The 19,874-nt window shown below is 61.8% G+C and carries 17 protein-coding genes and 1 tRNA gene; 4 read left to right on the top strand and 14 right to left on the bottom strand.

Going from position 1 to position 19,874, the window contains the following annotated elements:
* The first annotated feature begins 37 nt into the window (after positions 1 to 37).
* Positions 38 to 934: an oxygen-dependent coproporphyrinogen oxidase gene (gene hemF, locus FTO60_RS13900; protein ID WP_148056521.1), complete on the top strand. Its 897-nt coding sequence runs from the start codon at positions 38 to 40 to the stop codon at positions 932 to 934.
* A gap of 476 nt (positions 935 to 1,410) precedes the next feature.
* Here the strand turns inward: hemF and hemE are convergent, their stop codons facing one another.
* Complete coding sequence (hemE, locus tag FTO60_RS13895; protein ID WP_148056520.1) at positions 1,411 to 2,445, bottom strand: uroporphyrinogen decarboxylase; 1,035 nt, start codon at positions 2,443 to 2,445, stop codon at positions 1,411 to 1,413.
* 91 nt (positions 2,446 to 2,536) lie between these two features.
* Here hemE and hemC point away from each other — a divergent pair, with 91 nt between their 5' ends.
* Entirely contained in the window at positions 2,537 to 3,490 is a 954-nt protein-coding gene (gene hemC / locus FTO60_RS13890; RefSeq protein ID WP_148056519.1) for a hydroxymethylbilane synthase, read from the top strand.
* On the opposite strand, the gene FTO60_RS13885 is transcribed toward hemC, so the two are convergent.
* The gene (locus tag FTO60_RS13885) at positions 3,480 to 4,892 is read right to left on the bottom strand and encodes an FAD-binding oxidoreductase (protein WP_148056518.1); all 1,413 of its coding nucleotides are present in this window, start codon (positions 4,890 to 4,892) and stop codon (positions 3,480 to 3,482) included. The two genes, hemC and FTO60_RS13885, sit on opposite strands and share 11 nt — an antisense overlap.
* Positions 4,893 to 5,410: 518 nt before the next feature.
* Positions 5,411 to 5,487: transfer RNA gene (locus tag FTO60_RS13880), tRNA-Met, on the bottom strand.
* A 134-nt stretch (positions 5,488 to 5,621) separates the two neighbouring features.
* Between FTO60_RS13880 and FTO60_RS13875 the strand changes: the two genes are divergently transcribed.
* Entirely contained in the window at positions 5,622 to 7,259 is a 1,638-nt protein-coding gene (locus tag FTO60_RS13875) for a sulfatase-like hydrolase/transferase (RefSeq protein ID WP_148056517.1), read from the top strand.
* Here FTO60_RS13875 and FTO60_RS13870 read toward each other — a convergent pair.
* From FTO60_RS13870 to FTO60_RS13820, 11 genes are all read right to left on the bottom strand, one after another.
* Positions 7,256 to 8,272, bottom strand: a complete 1,017-nt coding sequence (locus tag FTO60_RS13870) for an aldose epimerase family protein (RefSeq protein WP_254696817.1) — start codon at positions 8,270 to 8,272, stop codon at positions 7,256 to 7,258. The two genes, FTO60_RS13875 and FTO60_RS13870, sit on opposite strands and share 4 nt — an antisense overlap.
* Positions 8,218 to 10,122 (bottom strand): beta-galactosidase, encoded by a 1,905-nt coding sequence (locus FTO60_RS13865; RefSeq protein WP_148056516.1) that lies wholly within the window; start codon positions 10,120 to 10,122, stop codon positions 8,218 to 8,220. Before FTO60_RS13865 ends, FTO60_RS13870 begins: the two co-directional genes overlap by 55 nt.
* Positions 10,123 to 10,131: 9 nt before the next feature.
* Entirely contained in the window at positions 10,132 to 10,959 is an 828-nt protein-coding gene (locus FTO60_RS13860; protein ID WP_148056515.1) for an SMP-30/gluconolactonase/LRE family protein, read from the bottom strand.
* Positions 10,956 to 11,561: a 2-dehydro-3-deoxy-6-phosphogalactonate aldolase gene (locus tag FTO60_RS13855; RefSeq protein ID WP_148056514.1), complete on the bottom strand. Its 606-nt coding sequence runs from the start codon at positions 11,559 to 11,561 to the stop codon at positions 10,956 to 10,958. Before FTO60_RS13855 ends, FTO60_RS13860 begins: the two co-directional genes overlap by 4 nt.
* The gene (locus tag FTO60_RS13850) at positions 11,558 to 12,445 is read right to left on the bottom strand and encodes a 2-dehydro-3-deoxygalactonokinase (RefSeq protein ID WP_148056513.1); all 888 of its coding nucleotides are present in this window, start codon (positions 12,443 to 12,445) and stop codon (positions 11,558 to 11,560) included. The genes FTO60_RS13855 and FTO60_RS13850 overlap by 4 nt, the downstream gene beginning before the upstream one ends.
* A 77-nt stretch (positions 12,446 to 12,522) precedes the next feature.
* Positions 12,523 to 13,395 (bottom strand): DmsC/YnfH family molybdoenzyme membrane anchor subunit, encoded by an 873-nt coding sequence (locus FTO60_RS13845; protein WP_148056512.1) that lies wholly within the window; start codon positions 13,393 to 13,395, stop codon positions 12,523 to 12,525.
* Positions 13,395 to 14,150, bottom strand: coding sequence for a 4Fe-4S dicluster domain-containing protein (locus FTO60_RS13840; RefSeq protein WP_148056511.1), 756 nt, complete (start codon positions 14,148 to 14,150; stop codon positions 13,395 to 13,397). Before FTO60_RS13840 ends, FTO60_RS13845 begins: the two co-directional genes overlap by 1 nt.
* Positions 14,147 to 14,341: a hypothetical protein gene (locus FTO60_RS13835; RefSeq protein WP_148056510.1), complete on the bottom strand. Its 195-nt coding sequence runs from the start codon at positions 14,339 to 14,341 to the stop codon at positions 14,147 to 14,149. Before FTO60_RS13835 ends, FTO60_RS13840 begins: the two co-directional genes overlap by 4 nt.
* Positions 14,338 to 14,964, bottom strand: a complete 627-nt coding sequence (locus tag FTO60_RS13830) for a LysE family translocator (protein ID WP_148056509.1) — start codon at positions 14,962 to 14,964, stop codon at positions 14,338 to 14,340. The genes FTO60_RS13835 and FTO60_RS13830 overlap by 4 nt, the downstream gene beginning before the upstream one ends.
* Complete coding sequence (locus FTO60_RS13825) at positions 14,961 to 17,789, bottom strand: molybdopterin oxidoreductase family protein (RefSeq protein ID WP_148056508.1); 2,829 nt, start codon at positions 17,787 to 17,789, stop codon at positions 14,961 to 14,963. Before FTO60_RS13825 ends, FTO60_RS13830 begins: the two co-directional genes overlap by 4 nt.
* A gap of 66 nt (positions 17,790 to 17,855) precedes the next feature.
* Entirely contained in the window at positions 17,856 to 18,989 is a 1,134-nt protein-coding gene (locus FTO60_RS13820; RefSeq protein ID WP_148056507.1) for a citrate/2-methylcitrate synthase, read from the bottom strand.
* Here FTO60_RS13820 and FTO60_RS13815 point away from each other — a divergent pair, their 5' ends adjacent.
* Positions 18,990 to 19,874, top strand: a complete 885-nt coding sequence (locus FTO60_RS13815; RefSeq protein WP_254696816.1) for a phosphate acyltransferase — start codon at positions 18,990 to 18,992, stop codon at positions 19,872 to 19,874.

Genomic DNA, 19,874 nt, shown 5'->3' with positions numbered 1-19,874 from the left:
ATCCGCAGGTGTTATGCAATAGCAGGGGGCAAAGGCCATGGTTGAAGAGGCAATGGAATCGCAAAAGGCGCAGGCCGCTGAATGGTTCAAGACCCTGCGCGACGAGATTGTCGCGGCGTTTGAAACCCTTGAGGACAGCCAGACGACTGGCCCGTTCGCCGGTGCGCCCGCCGGCCGCTTTGATGTCAGTGAAACGAGCCGCGCAAGTGACGATGGCAGCGACGCCGGCGGCGGCCTGATGAGCGTGATGCGCGGGGGGCGTGTGTTCGAAAAGGTCGGGGTCAATATTTCAACTGTGTATGGCACCCTGGGGCCGCGCGCGCAGACCGCAATGGCGGCGCGCAAAGGGTTGGATGGCATGGCTGACGATCCGCGCTTTTGGGCTTCGGGTATTTCGCTTGTGGCGCATATGCAGAACCCGCACACGCCTGCGGTGCATATGAATACGCGAATGTTCTGGACACCGCATGCATGGTGGTTTGGCGGCGGGTCCGACCTGAACCCCTGCATCGAATATGGCGAGGACACGGCGCATTTCCACGCCGTGCAAAAGGCGCATCTCGACCCGCATGGGGACGGGCATTATCCGCGCTTGAAAGCGTGGGCGGACGAGTATTTCTATATCCCCCACCGAGGTCGTGCGCGTGGGGTTGGCGGGATATTCATGGATGATTACTGCACCGGCGATTGGGCCGCGGATTTCGCCCTGACCCAGGATATTGGCCGCGCGTTCCTGCCCGCGTTTGTCCCCCTGGTGGAGCGCCGCCGTGATAAGAAATGGAGCGCGGCCGACAAGGATGCGCAGCTGATCCACCGCGGGCTTTATGCGGAATACAACCTTGTCTATGACCGCGGCACCAAGTTTGGCCTTGAGACGGGCCATGACGCCAACGCGGTGCTGATGAGCCTGCCGCCGATGGCCAAATGGGTTTGATTGGTTAACACCCGACTGCGCCATCCGGCGAATCATGGGTTAATGCCAGTTTTTGCTGGGGTTTGCCCCGTATGGAAAGCGTCTGGAAAGCGTATGGAAACCGTATGGGTCCGGTATGGTAATGGGCGTGGTTAACGCACCGCGCTCTGGGTCATGTTAACGCTTGTTAAGGGTTGGTTTGCAAATGCAGCGAAGGTTGGGTTTGAGCCCGAAGTGACGCCTGCCAAGAGATGCTGGACCGCCCGGAATCAAGGCGAAGCCGCCGGGCGATCGTCGGCCCGTCCCCACGGGTCGGCGATTTTGCTAACCGCACATCATGCCGATCCGAAAGATGTGCTTGGCCGCCATAAAGCGCCAATGCGGCAGTGTCTTATCGCCAACCTACGGGCCGCCGACCGCCCGACTTATTGACCTTTGGCGACGGCTGCTTCGTCCCGCAAAGCGGACGCTGATACTCTCCGCCCCGATGCGGAGATCTACCCACCCCGAACGGTGTCGATCATCAACTGCACGTTTTCGGGATCGGCGTCGGGGGTGATGCCGTGGCCAAGGTTGAAGATATGTGGCCCGTTTGAAAACGCATCGACGATACGGCGGGTTTCGCGGATCAGGTCATCGCCGCCCGTCACCATATGCGCAGATTTCAGGTTGCCCTGCACGCAGCCATCGGGTTGCACGTTGGCGGCGGCCCATGCGGCGCTGACCCCGTCATCAAGCGCGATGCAGTCCGCGCCGATGGCCGCGTGCAGCCCAGCATAGTGTTCGCCTGCCCCGCGCGGAAAAGCGATTACGGGGGTGTCGGGGTGGCGCGCCTTGAGGGCGGCGGTGATGCGTGCGGCGGGTTTCACCGCGTAGGTGGTGAAGTCTTCGCCTTGTAGCGATCCGGCCCAGCTATCGAATAGTTTGACGACTTCGGCGCCGGCTTTGATCTGTTCGGACAGGTAATCGATGGTGCCGACTGTGATCAGGTCAAGCAGGGCGTCGAACACGGCCTTGTTTTCCGCCTTGAGCGCGTGGGCTGGTCCTTGGTCGGGTGTGCCCTGACCTGCGATCATGTAGGTTGCCACCGTCCACGGCGCCCCCGCAAAGCCGATCAGCGTGGTTTCTTGGGGCAGTTCACGTGACAGGATTTTCACGGTTTCATAGATCGGCGACAGGGTGTCGTGAATCGCGGTGGCGGGTTTCAGGGCGCGCAGATCATCGGCAGAGGTGACCGTGGACAGGCGTGGCCCTTCGCCCGTGACGAACCACAGATCCGCCCCCAGCGCCTGCGGCAACAGCAGGATATCGGCGAACAGGATTGCCGCATCAAAGCCGTAGCGGCGAATGGGTTGCAGCGTGACCTCGGCGGCCAGATCGGGGTTGTAGCACAGCGACAGGAAATCGCCCGCTTGCGCGCGGGTTGCCTTATACTCCGGCAAATAGCGCCCTGCCTGCCGCATCATCCAGATTGGCGGGGTGGGCAGGGTTTCACCCGCGAGGGCGCGAAGGAGGGTTTTTTGCGGTGCCATGAGTGCCTCTTGTGGTTTGGATGGTGGTCCCAAGTGACGCGGGGATTGTCAATGCGGTTGTCAGCCACATTGCGCGCGCCTAGAAGGCCATATGACCAATGAATTGCCCAACCCCTCTGCCCCGCTTTGCATCGGCACCCGCGGATCACCGCTTGCTCTTGCGCAGGCCCATGAGACGCGCGCCCGTTTGATGGCAGCCTTTGATTTGCCCGATACCGCGTTCAAGATTGTCGTGATCAAGACCACGGGCGATGATCGCACCCTGATTGATGCGGATCGTCCGTTGAAAGAGATCGGCAACAAGGGGTTGTTCACCAAGGAAATTGAAGAGGCGATGCTGGACGGCTCTATCGATATTGCCGTGCATTCGATGAAGGACATGCCGGTAGAGCAGCCTGAGGGGCTGTTGCTGGATACCTATTTGCCCCGCGAAGACGTGCGCGATGCCTTTGTGTCGGTTGATTTTGCCGCGCTGGCAGATCTGCCCGAGGGTGCGGTTGTCGGCACATCGAGTTTGCGCCGCCGTGCCCAGTTGCTGGCCCGCCGTCCTGATCTGACCGTTGTTGAGTTTCGCGGCAATGTGCAGACCCGGTTGCGTAAGCTGCATGATGGTGTGGCGGCGGCGACGTTTCTGGCAATGGCCGGGTTGAACCGGCTTGGCATGGACGATGTGCCGTGCAGCGCGATTGGTGTTGAGGATATGTTGCCCGCCGTGGCGCAGGGCGCGATCGGGATTGAGCGACGCGCGGATGATCGACGCGCGCGCGACATGCTGGCGGCGATCCACGATGCGCAGACCGGGCAACGGCTGGCAGCTGAACGCGCGTTTCTGGCGGCGCTGGACGGGTCATGCGAGACGCCGATTGGCGCTTTGGCCGAGCTGAACGGCGACAAGCTGCGCCTGCGCGGCGAGATTTTACGCCCTGACGGGACGGCCTGCTATCGCGATGCGGCCGAGGGTGTGATCGCCGAGGGCCCAGAGATCGGTCGCGCGATGGCGGCACGGTTGCTGGCGCAGGCAGGGCCGGATTTCTTTAGCGTTTAGGCAGCACCTTGCCGGGGTTGAGGATGCCCTTGGGATCAAGCGCGGATTTGATCGCGCGCATCACGTCAAGGGCGACGGGGTCTTTGCGCCGCGCCATTGATGACAGTTTCGAGGTGCCGATACCGTGTTCGGCAGAAAAGCTGCCGCGCAGGTCCTGCACCAGGTCTTCGACGGCTTCCATCATCGCATCGTGCAGGGCCGGATCGGATGAGGTGGGATACATCGAAAAGTGGATATTGCCATCGCCGAGGTGGGCGACGGACAGCTCTGCGGCGTCTGGATCAAGGGCTTTGAGGCGCGGTGCGATCAGGTCGAAAAATGTGGCGACCTTGTCCAGTGGCAGGGCGATGTCGGTATCTACAAAGGGTTTCACACCGTGGGAGATTTCTGCGGCGGCTTCGCGGCGCGCCCACATTTCCGCGCGTTGCGTTTCGTTTTGCGCGATCACGGCATCGAGCAGCGTGCCGTTCTCGAGCATCGCGGCAAGGGTGTCTTCCAGCAGGGCGACGACGGGAACGCGCCCGTCATCGGCGGCGGTCGCATCGCGCGGGGACGTGGCGGCGATTTCGATCAGGATGTTGACGTCATGGGGTACATCAAAGGGTTCGCGCGCGCCTGCGATCCGGTCCACATGCCCCTGGATATAGCTGCGGGGCATGTATTCAAACGCTTCGACGGCACCGCCGGTGATGTCTTGCATGGCGTTCAAAAGGGTCAGTGCATCGGCAATTGACGGCACGGCGACCATCGCGGTGGCATAGGCGCGCGGTTTGGGGCGCAGTTTCATCACGGCGGCGGTGATCACGCCCAGTGTCCCTTCGGCCCCGATCAGCAGGTTGCGCAGGTCATAGCCGGAATTGTCTTTGTGCAGCTCGCTCATCAGATCCATGATGCGGCCATCGGCCAGCACCACCTCGACGCCAAGACACAGATCGCGGGTATTGCCATAGCGCAGGACATTGGACCCACCCGCGTTGGTCGAGAGAACGCCGCCGATCATCGCCGACCCGCGCGCGCCAAAGCTGAGCGGAAAGATCAGATCGTGGGTCGCGGCGGCCTCGTGCAGGGTGGACAGGATCACGCCGGACTCGACCACGGCGATGCGGGCATCGGGGCGAATGTCGCGGATCGCGTTCATCCGGTCCAGAGAGAGCATCAATGCCCCCTTGGCCTGTGTGCCGCCCACAAGGCCGGTGTTGCCCGACACAGGCGTCACGGGCGTGCCGCTGGCATGGGCGATCTGCATTACGGCGGCGACCTGGGTTGTATTTGCCGGGCGCAAAACCGCAATCGGATCAAGGTGATAGGCGCCCATCCAGTCGGATTGCCATTTGGCGGTGGCCTCGCCTGTCAGCACATTGTCAGGGCCAATAGCGGCGCGGAGTTGGGTGAGGATATCCATGGGTGGACGGTAATGTGCTTGTTCATCCGGAATCAAGCCGAAGGCGCCCGATGATCGACGGCCCGTCGATCATCCAACCCGTTCTGAATGCATCCGGCATAGCGACCGGGCGCGGCCCGCATTTCGCTGCGCGAATTGCTATACCGCACAGATTCAAAAATCCTTGATATTGTGAATGGTGGTGGCGTGGGGGAGACTTGAACTCCCGCACTCAGGGTGGCTTGCGTAGCAAACGCCCGTAAGTCGGGCTATCGGCGAAAAGCGGCATCGAAATTTGCGGAACGGTGAAGAGTGGTGGCGTGGGGGAGACTTGAACTCCCGCACTCAGGGTGGCTTGCGTAGCAAACGCCCGTAAGTCGGGCTATCGGCGAAAAGCGGCATCGAAATTTGCGGAACGGTGAAGAGTGGTGGCGTGGGGGAGACTTGAACTCCCGCACTCAGGGTGGCTTGCGTAGCAAACGCCCGTAAGTCGGGCTATCGGCGAAAAGCGGCATCGAAATTTGCGGAACGGTGAAGAGTGGTGGCGTGGGGGAGACTTGAACTCCCGACCTATCGATTATGAGTCGATCGCTCTAACCAACTGAGCTACCGCGCCTAACCACTGGGGTGCTTTAGATACTGGTTCCGTCTCTGTCAAACAGGTTTTGGTGGAACGATCAGCTTGCGCGGCCTTTCAACGTGGCAATGCGCGGGCTAGGCTTTGGTTTGACCTGCGAGGGGGCGATTTTGATGCAAAAGAACATCCTGTTCGTGATGTATGACCAGTTGCGGTTTGATTATCTGTCCTGCGCGGGCCACCCGCATTTGCATACCCCGAATTTCGACCGAGTCGCGGCCAAGGGTGTGCGGTTTACCCGCGCCTATGTGCAGTCACCCGTCTGTGGGGCATCGCGGATGTCAACCTATACGGGGCGCTACGTGTCCAGCCACGGGGCGCAATGGAACGGCTTTCCCCTGCGGATCGGCGAGATGACGATGGGCGATCATTTGCGCGCGCTGGGCATGGAGTGTTGGCTGATCGGCAAGACCCATATGAAGGTCGATGCGGAGGGTATGGCGCGCCTTGGGTTGTCACCCGATTCCGTGATCGGTGCCCGGCAGGCCGAGTGCGGCTTTGATGTCTGGTGCCGCGATGATGGGTTGTGGGCCTGGGGGCCGGACGGGTTTTATGACACCAAACGCAGCCCCTATAACGCCTATCTGAAATCGCGCGGCTATGACGGGGAAAACCCTTGGGCTGATTATGCCAATGCAGGCGTCGAGGGCGATGAGATGGCGACGGGTTGGATTGCCGCGAATGCGCGCAAGCCCGCCAATATCCGCGAAGAAGACAGTGAAACCCCGTGGCTGACGCGGCAGGCGATGGCGTTTCTGGATCAGGCCAAGGGGCCGTGGTGCGCGCATGTGAGCTATATCAAACCGCATTGGCCCTATATCGTGCCTGCGCCCTATCATGCGATGTTCGGGCCGCAACATGTGCTGCCCGCCGTGCGCGATGCGGGCGAACTGGAGGACCCCAATCCGGTCTACGCCGCCTTTGCCGAAAGTGATTTTGCCAAGCTATATCAAAAGGATGAGGCGCGCGAGGCCGTGATTCCCGCCTATATGGGGCTGATCAAACAATGCGACGATCAGCTTGGGGCGTTACTGGATCACCTTGCGGCGACAGGGCGCGACAAGGATACAGTTGTCGTGCTGACGTCGGATCATGGGGATTATCTGGGCGATCATTGGCTGGGTGAAAAGGACATGTTTCATGATTCGTCGGTGAAGGTTCCGCTGATTATCTATGACCCAAGTGAATGCACAGGCGGCACGACCTGCGATGCCCTGGTGGAATCGATTGATCTGGCCGCGACCTTTGTGGAAATGGCTGGCGGCACGGTGCCTGACCACATCATCGAGGGGCGGTCATTGGTGCCGTTCCTGCGCGGTGAAACGCCTGACTGGCGCGACTATGCGGTCAGCGAATACGATTATTCCTGTCAGCCGATGCGTGCCAAGCTGGGCGTCAGCCCCCGCGATGCACGCATGTTCATGGTGGTCGATCAGCGTTGGAAATTCATCCATGCCGAAGGGGGTTTCCCGCCGATGCTGTTTGATCTGGCACATGATCCGCAGGAATTGCGCGACGTCGGGCGCAGCGGCTTGCACGATGATGTGTTGGCGTTGATGTATGACCGGCTTGGTGTCTGGGGGCGGCGCATGTCGCAGCGTGTGACCATGTCGGACGGCGATATCATGGCGCGGCAGGGCGGGTCCGAAGGGGTTGGCGTTTTGCACTGGCTTTGGGACGGGAGCGAGGTGTCCGAAGACGCATTGGCGCGCTATCGTGGCCCTGTCCGCCAGCGCCATGTGGATGACTAGGGGGCCGAAAAGCGCCAGCTTGTGATCTGTTCATAGGTCTGAGCGGGGCGCAGGCCGATACTGGGAAAACCCGATCTGTTGGGGGCGTCGGGCCAGTTTTGTGCCTCGAACGCCAACCCTTCATAGGGCGAACGGTTTGGCCGGTTTGTTGTCGCGGCGTCAAACACCTGAATGCCCGGCTGGTTGGTCGCGATCGTCATGGCAACTCCGGATTGGCCGGTGAGGGTAAGCACATCGCGCGGGGTGGTCGGCGCGTCAGAGAGACAGAAATTTGTATCGAAATCAGGGTTTTGCGGGTGAATTTCGCGTTCTGTGCGGAAATCATATGGGGTGCCGGTGACATCGCGGACCTCGCCCGTGGGGAAATTGGCATCATCGGTCGGCGTGTAACGATCCGCAGCGATCCAAAGGCGGTGGCCCGCCCAGGTATCGCGCCCGTCAAGGTTCCAGTAGCTGTGGTTGGCGAAATTGATCAACGTTTGTTTGTCGGTGGTAGCCGTCACCGTCATGGACAGGGTCGTTCCGCTGAGATGGTAGTGAACATGCGCCACGCGGTTACCGGGAAAGCCGCCCTCGCCATTCGGCAATTTGACGGATAATTTGCATGAATTTTGATATATTTCATCAATTTCCCACACTTTTAGCTGGGTTCCCGCCGCGCCGGAATGAAGCGTATGCCGGCCCTGATAGTTCGGCTCGAACCGGTGGGTTTTGCCGTCAATCACGGCCCGCGCGTTGGTCAGACGGTTGACCACCGGCCCCATCAACCCGCCGTAATGATGCATCGCGCCCATGTAATCGGACAGGTCAGCGCTGTTCAGGGTCAGCCCGTATGGCACGCCTGCCAGCCGCACGTCCTGCAGCACCGCGCCCCATGTCAGGATCGTCGCTTGCAGGGTTTCGCTGGCGATCGTGATCGCGTGGACATCGCGGCCGTCAGCCGTCGTGCCAAAGGGCGTCACGGCAGCGGTTCCCAATGCACCCCGGCGGCTGGAATTTTCGTGCCATTCCATTTTTGCGCCTTGGGGGCATAGTTGAAGACAAACCGATGGGTGTCGGTGTCGCGGATGCGCAATCCATCGGGCAGGGCGTGGGTTTCAAGATCGAGCGCATCACAATGGTAGCCGATGATCCGGTCAAAGGTGTCGTCATCGGGCCACCCTGCCAGGTAGCGCAGATTGTCACCACCCATGATCGCTGGCTGCCCCGATTTCGTGAGCAAATGCGCCGTTTCATTGCCCTCAAGATGTTCAAACCAGTGCAGGAAGCAACCGCCACCTTCCAGTTTGATCTGATCATCCGGCGGCATGCTTTCGGTCAGGACCACGGATACATCCAGCCCGTCAATGCGCGGCCCGAGCGGTGTCGGGATGCTGAGGTTTTCAGTCTTGGTATCGGTGCGCGGGCCGATCAGCGCGATCCCATCAAAGGCGGCCAAAGCGGCGCGCAACGGGTCGGACAGGTGCATGATCCCGGGGGCGAGGACAAACTTGTAGGGCGACAGATCTGCGCAGTCGGGCGGCAGGATGTCGATGTTCAGACCCGCACGGCGCAGGGCGCGATAGGCGGCAAAGGCAAGGCGGAACATGTCGAAATCGGCGCCCTGTGGCTGGGCCTCCCAGGCCCATGCGCTTTGGTAGTCAAAGACCAGCGCGACCCGTGCCTTGGCTGTGCCGACGTCGGGTAAGTTATTGATTTCCTTTGCGACTTGCTGTGCTTCGCCCAATGCGGGGGCGGCGGCGCTATCGGGGCGCAACAGGCCAGCATGCATCTGTTCCTGGGCAAAGGGGGCCTGGCGCCAGCGGAAATAACAGACGGTTTCGGCCCCATGAGCGAAAGCCTCCCAGGCCCAAAGGCGGGCCATGCCGGGAAGGGGTGCCGGATTGTAGGGTGCCCAGTTCACGGGGCCGGGTTGCTGTTCCATGATCCACCAGCGACCGCGCCCCACCGCACGGTAAAGGTCATGGTGAAATGCCTGATTGTCGGGGTCGCCCTGGCGCAGGAATTTCAGCTTGTGTTCAGGGGTGCATTCCACCCGATCCGAGAGGAAGCCCAGCGGGTAACTGTCCCATGATGCCACATCAAGATCGGCCCCGACCTTCCAGTGATCGAAGGAGGTTTCGCGGCCCATGTAATTGTGAATGATCGGTGCGTTGGAACATTTACGGATCTCGTCGACCTGCGCCCGGTTGAAGGCCACGACCTGATCACTGGCGTAACGCGCGAAATCAAGAACGTGCGGATGGTTTTGTTCGGTCACGGTCAGGTTGGGCAGGTCAATCTGGGACCAGTCATCGTAATCCATCGACCAGAAGACGTTGCCCCATGCACGATTCAGGGCACCGGGGCTTTGATATTTCTGCGCCAGCCAGTCGCGAAAGCCAGTGCGCGCCGTGTCTGAATAGCTGCGTGTAGTGTTGTGACATGCGTATTCATTATCGATTTGCCATGCTGCGATGTGTTTATTTGATCCATAGCGTTCGGCCATCAGCCGCGCGATGCGGCGTGATTCTGCGCGGTAGCCAAGGTGGCTAAAGCAATAGTGACGGCGCGACCCGAACCTGCGGGGCCGCCCCTGCGCGTCAACGGGCAACATGTCGGGGTGCTTGTCGAGCATCCAGCGCGGTGGCGTGGCGGTGGGGGTGCCAAGGATGATTTTCAGCCCCGCGCCACCCAGCGTCTCAATCGCGCGATCAAGCCAGTCCCAGTGCAATTCGCCGGGACTCGGTTCCATGCGTTGCCAGGCAAATTCGCCGATCCGCACCCATGACAGCCCGGCGTCGACCATGCGCGCCGCGTCCTGCGCCCAGATCTCTTCGGGCCAGTGTTCGGGGTAGTAGCAGACGCCGAGTGTGCGTTTCATATCGGTCCCTTACAGAATGACTTGGTGTTCGGGTTGGCCGGTGTGGGTAACCTGCGTGGCAAAGGTTTTCCCGTCGTGCGCGTTTGGATTGGGCAGGCCGATGGCGGCGGATGTGCAGAACAGGGTTTGCAGGTTTTCGCCGCCAAAAGCCGGGCAGGATGTTTGTGACGCGCCAAAACCGACCGCTTCGATGAAGGCACCGTTCGGGTCGTAGCAGGCCACGCGGTTGGCCCCCCATTGCGCGTTCCAGAGGTTGCCGGCGGCATCGACAACCGCGCCGTCGGGCCGCCAGTCGGTGCCTGTCAGATCAAGCCACAAAGCCGGGTCGCCCTTGGGCCAACCCTGGCTATCAAGCGCGACGCGCATAATTTGTTGCGTCGGCGTGTCGGTGAAATAGGCATGTCCGCCATCGGGGCTGAAACAGATCGCATTGCTGATGGTGATCGGGCTGTAAAGTGCCCGCAATTGCCCGCGGTAATAGCGATAGATCGCCCCTGCGCCGTCTTCGCCGTTGATCCCCATCGTCCCGATCCAGAAGCCGCCGTAAGGGTCGGCGCGCCCGTCATTCGACCGGGTCAGCGGATTGTCGGCTTCGAGCGGGCAAAGCGTTTCGGCCTTGCCTGTGATCAGGTCAAAGTGGTGAAGCGCAGAGGCCGAGGCCAGCACAATGCTGCCTGTGTCGACCCATCCGGCGGCCGAGACATATTCATCAAATCCCCATGACTGGGTTTTCGTATGAAGGGCCTTGCCCAGAATATCGAACCATAACAATTCGTGGCGCGTGGGGTGCCAGAGCGGCCCTTCACCAAGCTGGCAGATGCGATCATCAAAAATCATGGGCGCGCCGCGTCATAGGCCGCGACGATATTGTCTGCGCGGGCGCTGATGTCGGCAAGCGTCATGCCGGGTTTATAGAGGGCCGATCCGATGCCAAAGCCGTCGGCGCTGGCGGCGAACCAATCGCCAAAATTGTCCGGTCCCGCGCCGCCGACCGCGTAAACCTGGGTGCCTGCGGGCAGCACCGCACGGATGGCGCGCAAACCTTCGACGCCAAGCAGGGAGCCGGGAAAGATTTTCAACCCGTCCGCGCCATTCTTGAGCGCGGCGAAACATTCGGTCGGGGTCAGCACACCGGGCCAGCTTTGCATACCGGCGGTCTTGGTGGCGACAATCACGCGCGGGTCGCAGTTGGGCGACACGACAAGCCTGCCCCCGGCCTGTGCAACGCGGCCAACGTCATCGGTGGACAGGACCGTGCCTGCGCCGATCAGGGCATCCTTTGCATGGGCGTCGGCCATTGCCTTGATGCTGTCGAACGGGGCAGGTGAATTGAGCGGCACTTCGATTTTGGTGATGCCCGCGTCGATCAGGGCCGCAGCGGCAGCGGCGGCCTCGGGCGGGGTGATGCCGCGCAGGATGGCGATGATATTGCGGGTCATGAGATGCCTTTCATGCGGCGGTATGCGGCGGTGAGGCCCGCAAGGGTCGCGCGATCGCCATCGGCCTGGATGACCGGCACGCCCTGGGCTGACAGCGCGGCGGTATAGATTTTGACAAGCGGGCCCGCGCCAACGACCGCCACGGATTGCCCCAGCCAATAGGGCCGTGCCGCCGCAAGTTCGGCGCCGATCAATAGGCCCGACAGCCGCGCACGCGCGCTGCCCGGATCCTGCCCGTTGACCAGATCATTGGCCCGCAGGTTGAACAGACGCGCCGCAAGGGATTCGGGCTTGGCGATTGCGTCACTGACGCCCGTTTCAAAGGCCTTGTCATCCCAGCCCGGGCCAATCGAATGGCGCAGGACCGAACGGTCCGCGAGAAGCGCAAACATTTCGCCCGTCATGCAGGTTTGGAAACTGACAACTTCGCCCGCGCTGAGGTGCGCCCATTTCGTATGCGTGCCGGGCAGGCAAATCACCCCATCCCAACCGGGGTTCAGAGACAGGAACCCCATGATCTGCGTTTCCTCGCCGCGCATGACATCGGCGGGGTGCTGTTGCTTGAGGCCCGAGATGATCCGCACATCCATCCTGTCTGACGGGGCATTGGCCAGACCATCGCCCAGGGGCGGGCAGGGTGTTGTGGCATAGGGCACTTCGACCCAGCCCTGTCGGCTTCCGACCATCCCGCAGGCGATCATCGGGCCGGTGCAGCCCCAGCCGCCAACCAGATCATGCAGTGTGTCTTCAAAGGCATCGCGCGCCAGGGCACCCATCCCGCGATCGGATAGGGCGGTTTGCAGCACTGTGCCGCTGCTGGTCATCGCCCAGGCCCGCAGGTGGGTCGTCCCCCAGTCGATTGCAATCCAGTCCGGTGTTGTCACGATGTCTCCTTGTTGGCGACATTGATAGGCAGGCGCGCGGGTCTTCGCAATGCGCTGCACGGCGGGCGACACCCACGTTATCGTTTCCCGTAATACATCCCGACAACATGTTCGGCCTGCGCAAAGAACAGCCAGCGCGACACCGCAACGCCGATCAGGTGGGACAGGACCGCAAGTGCCGCCCAGATAGGCCCGAAAGGAAGCATCAGCAACAGGATCGGCAGGCCGACCATGAGGATCAGCGCGATCAGCCGCAGAATGCTGGCATGTTTGCGCCCGACCACATGCACCATTTCGCGCAGCAGGTAGTTGGTGCCCGTATGGGGAGGTTCAAAGGCGCGCACCTTGCCGATTGCCCCAAGCCCCGTGGCCGTTTCCATCGTCGTGCCGGATGTGCGCAACTGCCCGTCCCCGACGATCCAATAAAGGATCTGCACCGTGCCCGCGATCGCCAGCAAGGGCAGGGCGATTTTCGGTTGACCCGCCAGCAAGGCACCGCCCGTCAGGGACAGCGTGCCAAAGAGCAGCGGCGTTGACCAGTGATGCCACCGCGGCACGGTTTTCAACTGGCCATAGATCATCGACGTGGTCAGCACCGTGCCGATCGACAACAGCGCGCCCAGCCATCCCAGCGCCGTGATTGCCGTGCCCCAGAACACCAGCCCCGCGCCAAAGGCGGCCATTACCAGCAGCGCGATTACGCTGATCCATGCCTCGCGCGAGAGCCAGCTTGTGCGCCACTGGGTGAAGGCCTTGAGTGCGCGTTCGGGGTGGCCAAGGTGGAATGTCGATGCCAGCAGGCCGCCCACGGCCAGCAGGTAGGCGATCGTGAAAAAGACAAAGGCGTTGAGGCCGGTCGCCGCAGGATAGCCAAGGCCAAGCCAGAACAGCAGGCCAAAGCCAAGGCCGCTGAGCGTGGTAAAAATGATCACAGACGGGGCGGGATGCATTACTTTGTCCCTCCGGGCATGGATGACAGCGTCTTATCAAGCCAGCCAAGGAACCCTTTTGGTTCCTGTGCGACGGGGTCAAGCAAAGGCGCAAGGATATCAATGGGCGCATCCTTGGGCCGCGGCGGCAGATATTTGTTGACCGGTTTCGTGCCCAGTTCCGGCATCAGGTCCATCCCGCCGCGTTCAGCGGTCAGGATGCTGACATGGCTTTCGGGATCGGCAAAATCGCCAAAGTGGCGTGCGCCTGCGGGGCAGGTGCGCACGCAGGCCGGTTCGCGGTCTTCCTCGGGCAGGTTTTCGTTATAGATGCGATCAACGCAAAGGGTGCATTTCTTCATCACGCCCGCCGCTGCATCCATTTCGCGCGCGCCATATGGGCAGGCCCAGGCGCATAGCCCGCAGCCGATACAGTCACTTTCATTGACCAGCACGATCCCGTCCTCGACCCGCTTGTAGCTGGCGCCTGTGGGGCAGACCGTCACGCAGGGCGCGTCATCGCAGTGCAGGCAGGATTTCGGGAAATGGATGAGTTGCGCGGCACCGGCATCGGGCTGGACTTCGTAGCTGTGCACACGGTTCAGGAAGGTTCCGGTCGGGGCGGCGCCATAGGGGTCCTGATCCGACAGGGGCGCGCCGTAGTTTTCGGTGTTCCAGCCTTTGCACGAGATCACGCAAGCGTGGCAGCCGACGCAGGTATCAAGGTCGATCACGAGGCCGAGTTTGCGATCCGTAGAGGCGGGGAGCGTGGTCATGTTGTTCCCTTTTCGATGATGTGTGCGCCTGCGGCGGGCGGGCCCTCCGGGGGGAGTTGTATTGGCCAAGATGAAGCGGGGAGCAGGGAGACGGGTTCTTCGGCGTCGGCGTCCCATGTGGCGACGAACCAGATGAAAGAGCCGATCATCAGGGCGAGGAAGGCAAAGATGAGGAGGAGGGTGCGGGTCATTTAGCGGTCTCCGCACTTGTGCGTATCGCTATTGCCGCGGGGGCAGCAATGAGGCCGACACCCGAGCCAATGCCAAGCCATTTCTGCACCGTGGCGCCAAAGGTTGCGACCAGTTTGGCGGCAAAGGCCCCCATCGCCAACAAGATGGCCCCGTCGATGATCAAATAGGTCACCCCGAGGATCGCGACCTGTGGCAGCACCGGGCGGGTCGGGTCAATGAACTGGGGAAAGAGTGCCGCGAAGAAAACCACTGCGTAGGGGTTGGCGGCAGAGGTCATGAAACCGCGCTGGAAGAGGTGACCACGGGACGGGACCGGTTTCAACGTGCGTGGCGTTGTAGCGTCGCGGATCATGCGCAGGCCGATCCAGAGAAGATAGCCCACGCCCGCCCATTTGATTGCGGCAAAGGCATCGGCTGACAAAACGATCAGGCTGGTGAGACCGAAACCGGCGATGACGATCTGGATTGCATTTGCGCCAAGGTCGCCCGCCATGATTGGCAAAGCGCGTCGCAGGCCGTGTTGCATGGACCCGCCGATGAACAAGAGTTGGCTTGGTCCGGGCGGGTGGGCGAAAAACACCAGCACCGTTGCAAGGTAAATGAGAAAGGTATCCAGGGTCATTTTCCGACCTTCCAGGCCAGCGCGTCTGGCCCGCGTGGCACGGGCGCGTTTTGTGCCGGTGTGACGGGTTGGCTTTCGGCGGGCGCGGCGGATTTTTCGATTTTGACCCGCAGGTCGAACCATGCGGCCTGCCCGGTGATCGGGTCGGAATTGGCCCAGCGCATGCCGTCGTCCTTTTCGGGCAGAAGTTCGTGGATCAGGTGGTTGAGCAGGAACCCCTTGGTGGCTTCGGGCGCGTCTTGGTCCAGCGCCCATGCCCCCTTGCGCTTGCCGATCGCGTTCCATGTCCAGACGGTGTTTTCGTTGAGCGCGGCCATATGCGCGACCGGCACGGTGATTTCCCCCGTGGGTGAAGTGACGCGCGCCCAGTCGCCCTCTGCAAAGTCGTGCTGTTCCCAGATTTTCGTCGGCACATAGAGCGGGTTATGCCCGTGGAGTTGCCGCAGCCACGCGTTCTGGCTCCCCCATGAGTGATACATCGCCATTGGCCGTTGCGTCAGCGCGTGCACGTTGAATTCCGCCGGATCGCTGCTGGCGTCGCCCATTGGCGCATACCAGAACGGCAGCGGATCCATCAGCAGTTTCGTGCGTTCGCGCAGGTGTTTGGGCGGCTGGACCGGTCCATGCCCTTCGGCGGCCAGTTGGAACCGGCGCAAAGGTTCGACGTAAAGCTGAAAGATGTAGGGTTGTGGAGAATCGTAAAAACCCATCTGCACGGCCCAGTCCTGATAGGCCTTGGAGAAGGGTTTGTAGAAGGCGGCCTTTTCAGGGAGGTGTTCCATCCAGAAGCCACCGTTGTCGATATAGCTTTGCAATTGTCCTGCGTTGGCGTCGCCGCGTCCGTCTTGCAGCCCCTTGTCGCCCATTCGCCAGCCTGCCAGCGGGCCGATTCCGGGGCGGCGGATATGGTTGGTAATGTAGTCGGCGTAGTCGGCGTATTTCTGGCTGCCATCCTCGTTCACAAACCCCGGCAGATCCAGCCGCGCCCCAAGATCGCAGAGCGCCGATTGGAACCCTTTGACGTCACGGTCGGGTTCCAACACGGGCCAGCGGATCGCGTCGGCCACCGCATCGGCCTCGCAGATCGGGCGATCCAGCAGGCTGATGCAATCGTGGCGTTCAAGGTAGGTTGTATCGGGCAGGATCAGGTCGGCAAAGGCGACCATTTCTGATGAATAGGCATCGGAATAGATGATATGCGGGATTACGTAGTCGCCGTTTGCATCCTTGTCGCGCAGCATGTCCATGACGCCGGATGTGTTCATCGACGAATTCCACGACATATTCGCCATATACATGAACAGCGTGTCGATCTTGTAGGGATCGCCTGCGTGGGCGTTGCTGATCACCATATGCATCAACCCGTGTGCCGACATGGGATTTTCCCATGTAAAGGCCTTGTCGATCCGGCTGGCGGTGCCATCGGGTTGCAGGCAAAGGTCTTCGGGCCCTTGGGGGTAACCAAGGTGCGGGCCGTCGAGCGCCTGACCCGGTTTGAAACCGTGATGCGGTTTGGGGTGGGCCGTCGCCGGCTTTGGGTAGGGTGGTTTGAAACGCATGCCGCCGGGTGTTTCGACAGAGCCAAGGATGATTTGCAGCGAGTGCAGCGCGCGACAGGTCTGAAAGCCATTGGAATGTGCAGAAATCCCGCGCATGGCGTGGAAACTGACGGGGCGCCCCACCATTTTCGGGTGCACCTTGCCGCGGAAATCGGTCCATTCCTGATCCACTTCGATGGCCTCGTCAAAGGCGACGCGCGCCAGATCGGCGGCAATGGCGCGGATCCGGTCGGCGGGGATACCGGTACGCCCTGCGACCTTGTCGGGCGCATAGGTCGGGTCCATGAAACGGTCGATCATCTTGCGCAGGGCGGGCGCGTGGGTCACCCCGGCGTGCCGGTATGTGCCGTTCAGGTCGGGTTCAACCCCTGCGCCATCCCAGGGGGCCAGATGGCCTGTGCGCCTGTCGATGACCTGCGGGTTGCCGTCATCATCGCGCAGGAACAGGCCGAACTGGTCGGATTTCGGATCGCCGTTCAGCAGAACCGAGGCGTTGGTGAAACGCGCGAGGTAATCAAGATCAATCTTGCCTGCGCGGAACAGCTCGTAGATCAGCGCCATGATGAACAGCCCGTCGGTACCCGGCGTGATCCCGACCCAATCATCGGCCACGGCGTTATAGCCGGACCGGATCGGGTTGACGCCGATCATGCGCGCGCCGCGTGCCTTGATCTTGCCGATCCCCATCTTGATCGGGTTGCTGTCATGGTCTTCGGCGACGCCGAACAGCATGAACAGTTTTGTGCGCTCCCAGTCGGGCTGGCCGAATTCCCAGAACGCACCGCCCATCGTGTAGATGCCTGCGGCCGCCATGTTGACCGAACAAAATCCGCCGTGGGCCGCATAGTTGGGGGTGCCGAACCCCTGGGCCCAGAAGGATGTGAAGGATTGCGATTGATCGCGCCCGGTAAAGAACGCCAGTTTTTCGGGCGCGGTTTCGCGCAGGGGGCGCAGCCAGGCTTCGGCGATGTCATAGGCCTCGTCCCATTCGATTTCCTCGAACTTGCCCTCGCCGCGTTCGCCGACCCGTTTCAGGGGTTTGCGCAACCGTGAGGGAGCATTGTGCTGCATGATGCCAGCCGAGCCTTTGGCGCAAAGCACGCCCTGATTGACGGGGTGATCGCGGTTGCCTTCGATATAGGCGACCTTGCCGTCCTTCATATGCACGTTGATCCCGCAGCGGCAGGCGCACATGTAGCAGGTGGTCTTGCGGACCTCGTCGCTGACCTTTGGCGAGGTATCGAGTTCTGGCTGATCCTTTGGCACTGGTTCCGGCCCTCCCTGTTCGTAACGTATATCGATTATCTAATGTATGGCAATCGGCGCGCGCGCCTAACGGTCATTCACGGGGGCATAGGGCCGCATGTCCGGCCCGTTATAAAGCGTCAGCGGGCGGATCAGGATGTTGCTGCGCCGCTGATCAAGGCACTGGATCACCCAGCCGGGCATCCGCCCGATCGCGAAAATCGGCACGTAAAGGTCCATCGGGATTTCGTGCAATTGGTAGATCACGCCGGAATAGAAGTCGACGTTCACATTCAGGCCGTGGCGCGCATAGGGTTGCATCGCGTCGACCACGGCTTGCAGGATTTCATACCATTCGGGCGCGCCCATTTCGTCGCCCAGCTTGCGCACCCCGTCACGCATGTGGCGCGCGCGCGGGTCTTCGGCGCGGTAAACCCGGTGGCCGAAACCGGTGACGGCTTCACGGTTGGCGCGCTTGGCTTTGACATAGGCGGCGGCTTTGTCGGGGGTGCCGATCTCGCGCACCATTTTCATCACGTCCTCGGCGGCACCGCCGTGCGCAGGTCCGGCAAGGGTGGCCAATGCGGTCGTGATTGCGCCGTGGATATTTGCCTCGGTCCCGACGGTCACGCGGGCGCCAAAGCTGGAAGCGTTGCTGCCGTGTTCGGCGTGCAGGATGAAATCGACATCGGCAAGGCGGGCGGCATCCGTTGAAGGCTTTTCACCCTTCAGCATGTAGAGCCAGTTTGCGGCATGGGTCAGTGCGGGGTCGGGCGCGACGGGCGTGCGTCCGTTGCGGATGGCCTGATGGGCGGCGATGATCGTCGGCAGCTGTGCGGTGAGGCGCAGGCCGTTGCGCAGAAAGCCGTCTTCGGTCGCATCTTCGCTTTCGCGGTCAAGCGCGGCGAGGGCGGACACGCAGGTGCGCAACACGTCCATCGGGTGGCCGTCCTTGATCGTGTCGATCAGGGTGTGAAGTGCGGGCGCAATGGCGCGGTTGGCACGCAGGGTTGCGTCGAAATCGGCCAGTTCGGTTGCGGTGGGCAATTCGCCGTGGATCAGCAGATAGGCGGTTTCCTCGAACGTGGAATGCTGGGCAAGATCGTGGATGGAATAGCCTCGATAGCTCAACTCGCCCTTGGCCCCGTCGATATGGCTGACGCTTGATCGCTCGAAATAGACGCCCTTGAGGCCACGGTTGATCTTGACGGTGTCTGTCATATGAAGGCTCCTGAGCGGAAAGTGGAGGGCGCGATGGGCATCTTGGACAATCTGAAAGACGCCGCAAAGGCCAAACAGGCGCGCGTGGTTTTTCCAGAAAGCGATGATACGCGCGTTGCCGCCGCGATGGCGCGGCTGGCGGATGAAGGGTTATGCGTGCCGCTGCCCTTGGGCGATGTTACTGAGGCGCAGGTTGCCGTCTTGGTCAACGGGCGGGGCATCAAGGAGGCATTGGCGCGGCGGATGCTGGGCAAGCCGTTGATCCGCGCGGCCGCGATGGTCGCGGCGGGCGAGGCAGATGTGATGGTCGCCGGAGCTGATGCGCCCACGCGCCGCGTGATCGAGGCGGCGGGGCTGGCGATTGGGCTGGCCGAGGGCGTGACACTGCCATCGTCGTTTTTCCTGATGGTGTTTCCTGATGGCCGGGCGATGATCTGGGCCGATTGCGCGGTCAATGTCGCGCCCGATGCTGACGGGCTGGCGGCGATTGCCAATGCGTCGGCGGCGACCGGCCGCGCGTTGCTTGGGTCGGCAAAGGTGGCGCTGTTGTCATATTCAAGCGGGTCCAGCGGCGCGGGTGACAGCGTGGATGCGGTGCGCGCGGCGGCCGAGGTTACGGGTTTCAGCGGACCATTGCAGGCCGACGCCGCCCTGAACGCGGCGATTGCCGCGACCAAGGGCGTGACGGGCGGTGACGCGAATGTGCTGGTTTTTCCTTCGCTGGACGCGGGCAATATTGCATACAAGCTGGCCCAGGAGTTGGCGGGGGCGCAGGCGCTGGGGCCGATCTTGCAGGGTTTTGCGCGCCCCGTCTGCGATCTGTCGCGCGGGGCAAGCATCGACGATATCGTCGCGGCGACAGCCGTCACGGTGGCGCTGGCATAG

The organism is Octadecabacter sp. SW4 (assembly GCF_008065155.1).
Taxonomy (GTDB): Bacteria; Pseudomonadota; Alphaproteobacteria; order Rhodobacterales; family Rhodobacteraceae; genus SW4.
Note: the sequence above shows the minus strand (reverse complement) of the source record. Positions and strands in the feature narration are given on the sequence as shown.